We start from the raw sequence: 12600 nt of genomic DNA, 5'->3' as shown, positions 1-12600 counted from the left end.
GACTTTGGCCCGACGTACGAACCGGCGACCGTCTTGAGAACCTCCCGGCCGACGCACCGTGCCCGGACGACTGCCACTTCTGCTCGGGTCCCGAGACAGACTGACGCCTTCCGGGACGCTTTTCGCGGCCCGGTAGAACTCGCCGGTAGAATCAGGGGACAACCCGCAGCCGGTAGCGTCCGCGGGAGCAACCATGGCCACCGCTGGTGAAGGGAGTGTTCCGTGCGCTCAACCGCGAGAGCACCCTTTCACGCCCTCCGTTCGGCCATGGTGGCGCTGACCATCCTGTCCCTGGCCGCCGGCGCGCACACGCTCGCCGGCGGACAGCTGCCTTCCGCCGGCATCCTGCTGGCCCTGCTGGCACTGACCGGGCTGGCTTCCACCACCGCCACCCGGCTGAAGCTGAACCTCCCAGCTCTGGCCTTGCTGCTCGGCGCGGGACAACTCGTGCTGCACGAGGCCTTCTCCACCTTCAGCGCCCCCGCTCTTTCCCCCGCACTGGCCGGCGTCGTGTCCGGACCGGCGGGCGACCTCGCGCACCACGCCGGGCCGGTTCCGCTCCCGGCCGGTCTCGGCAGCCCGCTCGCGGCGTCGGGACTGGATTCCGGGCTTTCCCTGCTGATGCTGGCCGGCCACACCCTCGCCACACTCCTCTGCGCCGTCCTCCTCGCCCGGGGCGAGGCGGCTCTGTGGGCCCTGGCGGCATGGCTCCGCCCGCTGCTCCGGCTCCCGGTTCCGGTGACGCCCGACGCCGTCGCGGTGCCGGCAGCCACCGGATGGCCGGCGGAGTCCGTACCGCTGCCGTGGCGGAACCTCCGGCGCGATTGCCGCCGCGGGCCGCCCGCCGCCGTCGTCTGTTCCTGACTCTTTTCCGGCCGCGGCCTGTGACTGACCTCCTGCGCCCCACCTCGGGCAGGACCATCCGCCCGCCGCCGTGCCACCCTCCTCACTTTTGTGCGCCCGCCGCTGGGCAGCGCACGCCTGAAAGGCAACCCCTGTGAAAACTGCATCCACTTCTCCCCTGCGCCGCACCCTCACCGCCACGGCGGTGGCCGGCGGAACCGCGGCCCTGATGCTCGCCGGCATTTCCGGCGCTTCGGCGCATGTCGGGGTCACCCCGGACAAGACCACCGCGAACTCCTACGCCCTGCTGACCTTCGGAATCCCTCACGGCTGCGAGGAATCCGGCACCACGAAGGTGACCATCACGCTCCCCGCCGAACTCAACGATGCGCAGCCCACGGTCAACCCCAACTGGACCGCCGCGAAGGTGACGGAACAGCTGGCCGAACCGAAGAAGCTCGCGGACGGGACGTCCATCACCAAGCGGACCAGCCAGATCGTCTACACCGCCAAGGCACCGCTGGAACCCGCGCTCCGCGATGCCCTGGTGCTCTCGGTGAAACTGCCCGACGTCGCGGGGAAGACCCTGCACTTCCCGACCCTGCAGAACTGCGAGGTCGGTCAGACCGACTGGTCCGAGCTCCCCGCCGAGGGGCAGGATCCGCACTCCCTCAAGGCGCCGGCGCCCTCCGTGACAGTCACGGCGGCCGTTGCGGCTGACGGGCACGGCGCCCACGCCGCCAGCGCGTCGGACACGGCCACGGAGACGGAGACGGTCCAGGCCGCTGCGGTGAGCGACGACGGCGCCCAGGCCCGCAGCTGGGCCGGGCTGGTGGCCGGCATTGGCGGCCTCGCCCTCGGCGGCCTCGCACTGGCCCGCAACCGGGGCAGCAAGCCCGCGCCGGTCCGCGTTTCGGCACCCACCTCCGGGCCCAAGGAGTAGCTGACCTCGATTGATGCCCGGAAATCACAATCCGGGCATCAATCCGGCCCCGCCGTCGTGGCGTCGTTGACTCAGGCCACAACGGACGTGAAGGTTGTGCCATGACGGCTCAGCGAACCAACACAAGACTGGTACTCACGACGGCGGCAGCCGCGGCAGCGCTCCTCCTTGCCGGCTGCGGCACCGGCACCCCGCAGGCCCAGACGTCCAGCACTCCGGCGTCCTCCCCCGCCAGCCCTGCCAGCTCTGCCAGCCAGCCTGCCGCCTCCGCCGCGGCCACGGGCCCCGCTTCGTCGGCCCCCGCGCCGGCGGCCCCTGCGCCGCCGGCGTCCACGCCTGCTGGCCCCGGACTGTGCAAGGCTGCCGGGCTGACGGGCACCATCGATTCCACCGGCGGCGGCGCGGCCGGCAGCGTCTACATGACGCTGATCCTGACGAACTCCGGCGCCGAGCCGTGCCTGCTGAAGGGCTTTGCCGGCGTCTCCCTCACCGCCGACGCCAACGGCGCCCCGATCGGCGCCGCCGCAGCCCGCGACGAGTCCGCACCGGCCGCCGACGTCCTGCTCGCGCCGGGGCAGGCCGGTGCCGCAACGCTGCGCTACAGCCAGGCGGCCAACCACCCCGACTGCAAGATGGCCCCCGCCGCAGGGTTCCGCGTCTACCCGCCCGAAGACACCGCCTCGCTGTTCATCGCCCAGCCCCGGGACGCCTGCAGCGACGCCGAAACCCGGCTGCTCACCATCGGCGTTTTCCAGGCCCAGTAGTCCCGCGGGCGCCGAGGTGAGATTTCCCGCCGATGCCCGCCCGGATCATGGGCGCCAAGTCTCACCTCGCGGGGGTGGTACCGCCCGGATTGCCGCCCGCCATTTCCTGTCGGCGGGTTAAGGCATGATGGAGGAATGAAGGGGCAGGAGCGCGCCGGCGGCACACTTGCGGCCGAGGCCATGGACCGGTTCAGCCGGCCGACCCGGGATTGGTTCCTGGGTGCGTTCGCTGCGCCCACCCCCGCCCAGAACGGCGCCTGGAACGCGATTTCCTCCGGCGCGCATGCCCTCGTGGTCGCCCCCACCGGTTCCGGCAAAACGCTCGCGGCCTTTCTCTGGGCGCTCGACCGGCTGCTCGTCGCAGCCCCCGCCGAGCCCGAGGAACTGCCCGGCCTGGACTCCGCGAGAGGCACCCGGCGCAAGGCACCGAAGCGCAAGACGAGGGTGCTGTACATCTCGCCGCTCAAGGCGCTCGGTGTCGACGTCGAACGCAATCTGCGCGCCCCGCTGATCGGCATCACCCAGACCGCCAAACGCCTGGACCTGCCCGCACCGCTGATCACCGTGGGCGTCCGTTCCGGTGACACCCCGGCGTCGGACCGCCGCTCGCTGCTGAGCCATCCCCCGGACATCCTCATCACCACGCCCGAGTCGCTCTTCCTGATGCTCACCTCCAAGGCGAGGGAGACGCTGAGCGAGGTGGACACCATCATCGTCGACGAGGTCCACGCCGTCGCGGGCACCAAACGCGGCGCCCATCTCGCCGTGTCGCTGGAACGGCTCGACGCGTTGCTCCCGAAACCGGCCCAGCGAATCGGGCTCTCGGCCACCGTCGAGCCCAAGGAACTGGTGGCGCAGTTCCTCGCCGGCTCCGCGCCGGTGGAAATCGTGGCCCCGCCCTCGAAGAAGACCTGGGACCTGACGGTCTCCGTCCCGGTGGAGGACATGTCCGATCTGCAGGGCGCGGCCGGAGCGTTCGACTCCGGTCCGGCGTCCGGGCTGCAGCCGCAGGCATCGATCTGGCCGCACGTGGAGGAGAAGATCGTGGACCTGGTGCTGGCCAACCAGTCCACCATCGTGTTCGCCAATTCCCGCCGGCTCGCCGAACGCCTGACCGCGCGGCTCAACGAGATCTACGCCGAGCGGCAACTGATGGCCGCAGGCGGCTTGGATGGGTTTGGCGCCGGCGCACCCGACTTCGAGCCCGTGCCGGCGGGAGCACCGGCTGGCGGCGCTCCCGCCGTGCCAGCCCCCACCGCGGTACCGGCGTCCACCGCGACACCGGCGCACATGATGGCCCAGGCCGGCAGCACCGCCGGGGCCGATCCAGTCCTGGCCCGCGCCCACCACGGCTCGGTCTCCAAGGACCAGCGGGCCCTGATCGAGGACGACCTGAAATCCGGCCGGTTGCGCTGCGTGGTGGCCACATCCTCCCTGGAACTGGGCATCGATATGGGCGCCGTGGACCTGGTGGTGCAGGTGGAGTCCCCGCCGTCGGTGGCCAGCGGGCTGCAGCGGGTGGGCCGCGCCGGTCACCAGGTCGGCGAAATCTCCCAGGGCGTCCTGTTCCCCAAACACCGCGCAGACCTGGTGCACACCACCATCACCGTGGAGCGGATGCTCGCCGGCAAGATCGAACGGCTCTACGTCCCGGCGAACCCGCTGGACATCCTGGCCCAGCAGACCGTCGCGGCCACGGCGCTGGAGTCCATCGATGTGGAGGAATGGTTCTCGACGGTGCGACGGTCGGCGCCGTTCGCTTCCCTCCCCCGCTCCGCCTTCGAGGCCACCCTGGACCTGCTCGCCGGCCGCTACCCCTCCGACGAATTCGCCGAACTGCGGCCCCGCATCATCTGGGACCGCAATGCGGGCACCATCGAGGGCCGCCCCGGCGCACAGCGGCTGGCGGTCACCTCCGGCGGCACCATCCCGGACCGCGGGCTCTTCGGCGTCTACATCATCGGCACCGAGACGGAGGGCACGGGTTCCTCCGGATCCCCGGGCTCCGCCAGCGGCGACGGCCGGGCGGCGAGTCCGGCCGCCGCGGCAGCCAAGGGCGGCCGCCGGGTCGGCGAACTCGACGAGGAAATGGTCTACGAATCCCGGGTTGGTGACGTGTTCGCCCTCGGCGCCACCAGCTGGAAGATCGAGGACATCACCCACGACCGGGTCCTGGTCTCCCCCGCCTTCGGCCAGCCGGGAAAGCTCCCATTCTGGAAGGGCGACTCCCTTGGCCGTCCGGTGGACCTCGGCCGTGCCCTGGGCGCGTTCGTGCGCGAACTCTCAGCGTCCGACGTCGGGCCGGCTACGGAACGCTGCAAGGCCAGCGGCCTGGACGATTTCGCCGCCAACAACCTGATCCAGTACCTCGCCGAGCAGAAGCTGGCCACCGAGGTGGTCCCCAGCGACACCACCCTGGTGGTGGAGCGCTTCCACGACGAACTCGGCGACTGGCGGGTGGTGCTGCACAGCCCGTTCGGCATGCCGGTGCACGCGCCGTGGGCCCTCGCCGTCGGGCAGCGGCTGCATCAGCGCTACGGCATGGACGGCTCCGCGATGGCCGCCGACGACGGCATTGTGCTGCGCGTGCCCATGATGGAGGATGAGCCGCCCGGGGCTGAGCTGTTCCTGTTCGACCCGGAGGAACTCGAACAGATCGTGACGGCGGAGGTCGGCGGCAGCGCCCTCTTCGCCTCCCGTTTCCGTGAGTGCGCCGCCCGGGCCCTGCTGCTCCCCCGGCAGAACCCGGGCAAACGGCAGCCCCTGTGGCAGCAGCGGCAGCGCTCCGCGCAGCTGCTGGACGTCGCAAGGAAATACCCCACCTTCCCGATCGTCCTCGAAACTGTCCGCGAATGCCTGCAGGATGTCTACGACCTACCGGCGCTGAAGGACATCGCCGCGTCCATCGACCGCCGCGAGCTGCGGATCCTGCAGACCACCACCCAGCAGCCCTCGCCGTTCGCGAAGTCCCTGCTCTTCGGCTACGTCGCGCAGTTCCTCTATGAGGGCGATTCCCCCCTGGCCGAGCGCCGCGCCGCCGCCTTGGCGCTTGATTCGACCCTGCTGAACGAGCTCCTCGGCCGGGTCGAGCTGCGCGAACTGCTCGACGCCAAGGTCATCGACGCCACCGAGCGGGAGCTCCAGCGGCTCGCCCCGGACCGGAAGGTGCGCGGGCTGGAGGGAGTCGCGGACCTGCTTCGCCTGCTGGGCCCGCTGACCCCGGAGGACGTCGCCGCCCGGCTCGAGCCGGCGGCCGGGCCTGGACCGGCGGCTGGGCTTGCCGCGGCGGCCGGGCCTGGCGCTGAGGCGGCGCCGGACCACGAGACAGGGCTTGGCCCTGAGGATGGGCTTGTCGAGGCTCCCGAAACCGAGCCGGCGGTCGAGAGGGTTGCCCCGGTCGCCGATGCCACCGCGCATCTTGTGGCGCTCCAGCGTGCCAACCGCGCCATCAAGGTCAACATCGGCGGCGCCGAGCGTTTCGCCGCGGTGGAGGACGCCGCCCGCCTGCGCGACGCCCTTGGCGTCCCGTTGCCAATGGGGGTGCCGCTGGCCTTCATCGAACCGGTCGCTGATCCTCTAGGCGACCTCGTCTCGCGCTATGCCCGCACGCACGGGCCGTTCACCTCCGCGGAGGCCGCCGCCCGGCTGGGACTCGGCGTCGCCGTCGTCGGCACCGCGCTGAAGCGGCTCGCCGCGGACGGACGGGTGGTGGAAGGCGAGTTCCGCCCGCACGCCGCCCCTCCGCAAGCCCCGGCCCCGGCGCCTTCCCTCGACGACGGCGACGACGCGGCGTCGGGCGCCCCCGGCGCTACCTTGACCACAGCTCCCGCGGCCCCGTCGCTGGCAGGCGTCAGTGAATGGTGCGACGCCGAAGTCCTGCGCAAGCTCCGCCGCCGCTCGCTCGCCGCGCTGCGTGCCGAGGTCGAGCCCGTGGACGCCGCGGCGTACGGCCGCTTCCTGCCGGCCTGGCAGAACGTCCGGGTCCCGGGCAAGCGCGGGCAGTCGGCGCTGCGGGGACTGGACGGGATCATCACGGCCGTCGACCAGCTGTCCGGCGTGCCCATTCCGGCCTCCGCCTGGGAACCGCTGGTCCTCGCCAGCCGGGTGTCCGACTACCAGCCCGCCATGCTCGATGAGCTGATGGCCGCCGGCGAGGTGCTCTGGTCCGGCGCCGGCGCGCTCCCCGGCAACGACGGCTGGGTCAGCATGCACCTGGCCGATGCGGCCGAGCTGACCCTGAACCCGGCCATCGACTTCGAGCCCGGCGACGCGCAGCAGCGGCTTCTGGACCACCTGCGCAACAACGGCGGCGGCTACTTCTTCCGGCAGCTGACCGACGTTGCCGGCGGCATGGACTCGGTGCTCAGCGACCAGGACGTCGTCTCCGCGCTCTGGGACCTCGCCTGGGCGGGCCGGATCACGGGCGATACCTTCGCCCCGGTCCGGGCCATGATTGCCGGCGGCCATACCGCGCACCGGCAGGTCGCCCGCTCCCCGCGGGCCCGGGCCCCTCGGTTGAGCCGGCTGGGGCGCGCCCACGGGACCGGTCTGCTCGGATCCCCGGGGCTCACCGGGGGCCGGTACGGCTCCGCGAGCGGAGCGGCGGCCACTCCCCCGCTGGCCGCCGGCCGCTGGTCCGCGCTGCCCGCCCCCGAACTGGATGCCACCATCCATGCCCGGGCCACCGCGGAACTCCTGCTGGACCGGTACGGCGTGGTCACCCGCGGTTCGGTCATGGCCGAGAACATCCTGGGCGGCTTCGGCCTGATGTACAAGGTCCTGGCCCGGCTGGAGGAAGCCGGACGGTGCCGCCGCGGCTACTTCATCGAGCACCTTGGAGCCGCACAGTTCGCCGTTCCCGCGACCGTTGACCGGCTGCGTTCCTACGCCGAGGACACGCAGCTCCACAAACCCGAACCGGTGGCCTTGGCCCTGGCCGCGACGGACCCCGCCAACCCCTACGGCGCCGCCCTTCCCTGGCCTGCCCTCAACGTCGAAGCGGGAACCGGCCACCGCCCGGGCCGGAAGGCCGGCGCCCTGGTGGTGCTGGTCGACGGCGCCCTGGTCCTTTATGTGGAACGCGGCGGCAAGACCCTGCTGGCCTTCAGCGAGGACGCCGAGGGCCTGGCCGCGGCCGGCGCCGCCCTGGTCGGTGTGGTCACCCGGGGCGCGGTGGACAAACTCATCATGGAAAAGGTCAACGGCCACGGCATTCTCGACACGCCCATCGCCGCCGCCCTGGCCCACGCCGGTGCGTACTCCACTCCCAAGGGACTGAGGATCCGTGCCTGAGGGTGATTCGGTGTTCCGCGCCGCCGCACAGTTGCATGCCGCGCTGGCGGGCCAGCAGCTCATCTCCTCCGACTTCCGCGTGCCCCGGTTCGCCACCCTCAAACTGAGTGGCTGGACCGTGACCGAGGTGATCCCGCGGGGCAAACACCTGCTCATGCGGCTGGAGGGCCCGGCCCGGGCCGGTGGCGGCGGCAGCCCGGCGGCACCGGACCGGCTAACGATCCATTCCCACCTCAAGATGGAAGGCACCTGGCAGGTCTACCCGCCGGGCGGACGCTGGCGGAAGCCCGGGTTCACCGCTCGCTGCGTGCTACGCACCGCGGCGGCGGACGCCGTCGGGTTCTCGCTGGGCATCCTCGAGGTGGTCCGCACCTCCGAGGAAGATTCCGTTGTCGGCCACCTCGGTCCCGACTTGCTGGGTCCGGACTGGGATATGGCCGAGGCCGAGCGGCGGATCCGTGCCGCGCCGGACGTCCCTATCGGCGTCGCACTGCTGGACCAGCGGAACCTCGCGGGGATCGGCAACATCTACCGCTGCGAGGCCTGCTTCCTCTCCGGCGTGCACCCGGCGGCGCCCGTCTCGGCGGTGCCCGACGTGGCGGCCATGATCACCGACGCCAAGGTGCTACTGGAGGCCAACCTGGGCGTCGGGCGCCGGACCACCGTCCTGAATCAGCGCGGCGCTGTGGTCGGCCGGACTTCCGGGCTGCCCGGTTACTGGGTCTACCGGCGTGAAAACCAGCCGTGCCTGAAGTGCCGGACCCCGGTGCGGCGCGGAGTCCTCGCCAGGGCCACCGGCACGGAAGAGCGGGACATCTACTGGTGCCCGACATGCCAGCCGCTGCCGGGACCGGCTTAGTTCCACTCCGCGGCGCGAGCCGCGGCGTGGCGTGCGGTGGCCTGGCGTGCGGTGGCCTGGCGTGCGGCGGCATGGCGTGCGGAGACCTACGGTGCGGAGACCTACGGTGCGGCGGCCTAAGGTGCGGCGACCGCTGGATCAGTTGCCGCTGCCTGCAGCCCGGCTTCCTTCAGCTCCGGTACGGTGAACCGCGGCAGCAGGAGCTGCACCAACGGGCCGATGGCCAGGGCGTAGAGCACGGTCCCGATGCCCACGGAGCCGCCCAGCAGCCAGCCCGCGGCGAGGACGACAATCTCGATGCCGGTCCGGGAGGTCCGGACGGACCAGCCGGTACGGCGGGCGAGCCCGGTCATCAAGCCGTCCCGCGCCCCGGGACCCAGCCGGGCACCGATATAGCAGGCGGAGGCGATCCCGTTGAGCACGATCGCGCCCGCGAGCATGCCGGCCTGCCCGCCCAGGTGGGAGAACTCGGGGATCAGCGCCAGACCGACGTCGGCGAAGACCCCGACCAGCACGGCGTTGCACAAGGTGCCGATGCCGGGCCACTGCCGCAGCGGAATCCACAGGAGCAGCACAAGGAAACTCACGATCACCACCACCGTGCCGATGCTCAGCCCGGTCTTGACCGCGAGGCCCTGGTGGAACACGTCCCACGGGTCCAGCCCGAGGCCGGCGCGGATGAACATGGCCAGGGATGTGCCGTACATGGCGAGGCCGATAAGGAGCTGAAGGAGCCTGCGGGTCATCATGCACTCCATCCTCCCGGAGAACTGGCATTGCATTCCATAGCCAGTTTGAAATACTGGCTCTATGTCCGGATCCCTGAACCCCAGTTCGCTCGCCCGATTGCTCGGCGAGTGGAACCTCGGCGCCGCCCCCGCCTACCGGGAGCTCGCCGACGTCGTCCGCCTGCTGGTCCTAGACGGCCGCGTGCCACTGGATGTCGCGCTGCCCAGCGAACGGGCCCTGGCCGCGACGCTCGGCATCAGCCGGACGACCGTCACCGGCGCCTACTCCCTGCTGCGCGAGCAGGGCTTCCTTAGCAGCGGCCAGGGCAGCCGCGGCCGGACGTGTATCCCGCAGTCCGGTCCGCTGGGTGGCCGCAACGGCGGCAGCGGGGCACATCTCAGCGGCGCACCCGGGCTGGCCGTTCCGGACGGAATCCTCGACCTCGCCTATGCCTCGCTGCCGGCCAGCGGCGAGGTGGTGCACCGGGCTTTTGCCTCCGCGCTGACCGAACTGCCGGCGCTGCTGCCGGGCTTCGGCTATGACGCGCTCGGGGTGAACCCGCTGAGGGAAGCCATCGCCAGGCACTATTTCGCGGCCGGGGTGCCCACCACCGCGCGGCAGATTCTCGTGACGTCCGGCGCGCAGCACGCACTGAACATCGTGCTCCGCACCTTGGCCGGCCGGTCCGACAAGGTCCTGGTGGAGCATCCCAGCTACCCGAATGCGCTCGACGCCATCCGGGCCGCGGGCTGCCGGCTGGTGCCGGTGGCCATGCCCGCCGCCCACCCGGACCCCCGGTCCGGGGCGCCTGCCGGCGTCCGCCCGGGCTGGGACCTGGAGGCGATCGAGACCGAACTGAGGCAGCAGCGGCCCGCCATGGCCTACGTGGTCCCGGACTTCCACAACCCCACCGGACGGCTGATGCCGGATTCCCAGCGCCGCCGGCTGGTCCGTGCCGCCGCCGCAGCCGGCACCGTCCTCGTCGTGGACGAGACGCTCCGGGAACTGAACCTCGACGGCGCCGCCTCCACACCGCTGGCCGCCTTCAGCCCCGCCGTCGTCTCCATCGGCTCCCTGAGCAAGTCCCACTGGGCCGGGCTGCGGACCGGCTGGATCCGGGCCGAGGAGCCCCTGATCCAGCGGTTCGCCGCAGCGCGCACCACCATGGACCTCGGCGGCCCGGTGGTGGAACAACTCGCGGCGGCCCATTTGGTCAACGCACTCGCCGAACCGCTCCCGGCACGCCTGGCCTCCCTGCGGGACAACCGGGACGCGCTGCTGGACCTCATCGCCGGCCGGTTGCCGGGCTGGCACAGCGAACGGCCCGACGGCGGATTGTCCGTGTGGTGCCGCCTCCCGGCCCCGATCAGCACCGCCCTGGCCGTGGTGGCCCCGGACTTCGGCATCCGGCTGGCGGCAGGACCCCGCTTCGGCACCGGCGGCGCCTTCGAGCACTATCTCCGCGTGCCGTTTACGCTCCCTCCGGAGCAGCTCGAGACCGCGGTGGCGGCGCTGCGGTCCGCCCAGGACAAGCTGGAGGCGTCCCCGCAGCTGCGCCGCAGCCTCGGAGCCCCGCCCGCGGCGGCCATCGCCTGACACCCGCCACCGGGCGAGGGCCGGGAGGTGCGGACGGGCTAGGCGTAGACCTTCCCGAGGAACCCGCCCCAGGCCTTGGCCGTGGATTCGGAATCCCCGCCGCCGCTGAAGTCGTGGACCGTCATGCCGACGGTGGCGCCGAAGGCATTGCGGCCGAAGAACCGGTACAGCGTGTCCGCGGTGCGCAGGCCGAGGAAGTTCTCGTTGGCGAAGTCCACCTCACCCGAGAGCCGGCCGACGCCGTCGAGCTCCAGCTCCACGGTGCTGCCGGGCTCCGCGCCGTCAACACCCAGGGCCTGTTTGAGCCGCACGAAGCCGTCCGCCGCCGCGGAGGCGGGAGGGGCCTGGATGTCCGTGAACACCACCGGCCGGCCGTCAAAGTACTTCAGGTACTGGCCGAGGGTGTGCAGGTAGAACGCGGTGTGCTTGCTGGCGCCGTCGTACTGCTGGTCCCAGTTCTCGGTGAAGATGCCGCTGTGGACGTAGTGCAGCCGGGCGCGGCCGCCGTCGAGCGGTTCCAGCACGTGCTCCAGCTGGTTGAACCAGCCGTCCGGGCCCTCCATCCGCGACACCAGGTGGCGGGGGTAGTCCTCCACGGGCCGCACGGCCGGCCATTCGTCGGTGGGGAACATCCAGCCGGCCTCGTTCTTGGTCACCGCCTCCCAGACGCGCTCCGGGGTGGCGGGCAGTTCCGTGTCAACGACGATTTCGAAGTTGCGCTGGTCAGTCATTGTCCTGCTCCTTAGCTGATGGGTTTGTGGGTGGTGCTGCCTTGCGTGGTGCCGTTTTCAGTGTGGGGTGAAGCGCGACGACGAGCCGGTGCTTGCGCCCGCCGCCCGCGGTGGTGTTCTCCGGCGGTGTCCCCGGGCCGCCGTCGTGGTATTTGTCCACGAGCCGGGTCACCGCGACGCCCAGCTCCTCGGCGAAGGCGGCCCGGTCCGCGGCGGTGCGGAAGGTGATCTCGCCGTCAATGGCGAAGGTGGCGAGGTGTTGTTTGGCCGCGGCGGCGCCGGTGATGAGCTGGCCCATCTCCTGGACCATGCGGCTGGCGAGCGCCAGCAGCCAGAAGGCCGAGAACCGGTCGGAGAACCGGTGAGGGTCCGGGGCCACGGAGGCCAGCGCCGCCGGGGAAATCAGGTACGAGGCGGCACTCGCCTGCAGGATGCGCTCCGTGACGTTGCCCTTGCGGCGCTCCGCCACGAGTTCCACCAGGCCGTGGCGTTCCAGGGCCCTGAGGTGGTAGTTGACCTTCTGGCGCGGCAGCCCCACTTTCGCGGCGAGCTGCGTGGCCGAGCCGGGTTCGGCCAGTTCCATCAGGATGCGGGTCCGGATCGGGTCCAGCGAGGCCTCGGCCGCGGCCGGGTCTTCGATCACTTCGATGTCCAACATGCTTCCAGTGTGCCCACCGACAGTTTTATTTGTCAAGAACTTTTTTACCGTCGGTTGAGTGGCACGCCGCGGTCCGGGCGCCGAGGTCGCCGGAGCCGTGCCCGATCGCCCGTAACTTACGGCGTACCCGCACGCTTCCGGCGAACCCGCGGCGGCCCGCCCCCGAGGCACCCCACCCACCCCGC

General features: G+C 71.6%; 9 protein-coding genes. 6 read left to right on the top strand and 3 right to left on the bottom strand.

The window, feature by feature from the left end:
- Positions 1-222: 222 nt before the first annotated feature.
- From ACZYZ5_RS12775 to ACZYZ5_RS12755, 5 genes are all read left to right on the top strand, one after another.
- Positions 223-864 carry a hypothetical protein gene (locus tag ACZYZ5_RS12775; RefSeq protein ID WP_463902110.1) on the top strand — a complete coding sequence of 214 codons (642 nt, stop codon included), beginning with the start codon at positions 223-225 and terminating at the stop codon, positions 862-864.
- 208 nt (positions 865-1072) lie between these two features.
- Positions 1073-1786 carry a YcnI family copper-binding membrane protein gene (locus tag ACZYZ5_RS12770; protein ID WP_463902137.1) on the top strand — a complete coding sequence of 238 codons (714 nt, stop codon included), beginning with the start codon at positions 1073-1075 and terminating at the stop codon, positions 1784-1786.
- Between the two features lie 101 nt (positions 1787-1887).
- A complete protein-coding gene (locus ACZYZ5_RS12765) occupies positions 1888-2550 on the top strand; it encodes a DUF4232 domain-containing protein (protein WP_463902109.1) in 663 nt (220 codons plus the stop codon).
- Positions 2551-2685: 135 nt separating this feature from the next.
- Entirely contained in the window at positions 2686-7842 is a 5157-nt protein-coding gene (locus ACZYZ5_RS12760; protein ID WP_463902108.1) for an Lhr family helicase, read from the top strand.
- Positions 7835-8701, top strand: a complete 867-nt coding sequence (locus ACZYZ5_RS12755; RefSeq protein WP_463902107.1) for a DNA-formamidopyrimidine glycosylase family protein — start codon at positions 7835-7837, stop codon at positions 8699-8701. Before ACZYZ5_RS12760 ends, ACZYZ5_RS12755 begins: the two co-directional genes overlap by 8 nt.
- Before the next feature lie 116 nt (positions 8702-8817).
- Here ACZYZ5_RS12755 and yczE read toward each other — a convergent pair whose 3' ends face one another.
- Positions 8818-9450, bottom strand: coding sequence for a membrane protein YczE (yczE, locus tag ACZYZ5_RS12750; RefSeq protein WP_463902106.1), 633 nt, complete (start codon positions 9448-9450; stop codon positions 8818-8820).
- A 61-nt stretch (positions 9451-9511) separates the two neighbouring features.
- On the opposite strand from yczE, the gene yczR reads away from it, so the two are divergent.
- Entirely contained in the window at positions 9512-11026 is a 1515-nt protein-coding gene (yczR, locus tag ACZYZ5_RS12745; protein WP_463902105.1) for a MocR-like transcription factor YczR, read from the top strand.
- A gap of 38 nt (positions 11027-11064) precedes the next feature.
- On the opposite strand, the gene ACZYZ5_RS12740 is transcribed toward yczR, so the two are convergent.
- Both ACZYZ5_RS12740 and ACZYZ5_RS12735 read right to left on the bottom strand, forming a co-directional pair.
- Positions 11065-11757 carry an SRPBCC family protein gene (locus ACZYZ5_RS12740; protein WP_463902104.1) on the bottom strand — a complete coding sequence of 231 codons (693 nt, stop codon included), beginning with the start codon at positions 11755-11757 and terminating at the stop codon, positions 11065-11067.
- Positions 11750-12415: a helix-turn-helix domain-containing protein gene (locus ACZYZ5_RS12735; RefSeq protein ID WP_463902103.1), complete on the bottom strand. Its 666-nt coding sequence runs from the start codon at positions 12413-12415 to the stop codon at positions 11750-11752. The genes ACZYZ5_RS12740 and ACZYZ5_RS12735 overlap by 8 nt, the downstream gene beginning before the upstream one ends.
- Positions 12416-12600: the final 185 nt, after the last annotated feature.

The sequence above is a fragment of the Pseudarthrobacter ribosi genome (assembly GCF_055412865.1).
Note: the sequence above shows the minus strand (reverse complement) of the source record. Positions and strands in the feature narration are given on the sequence as shown.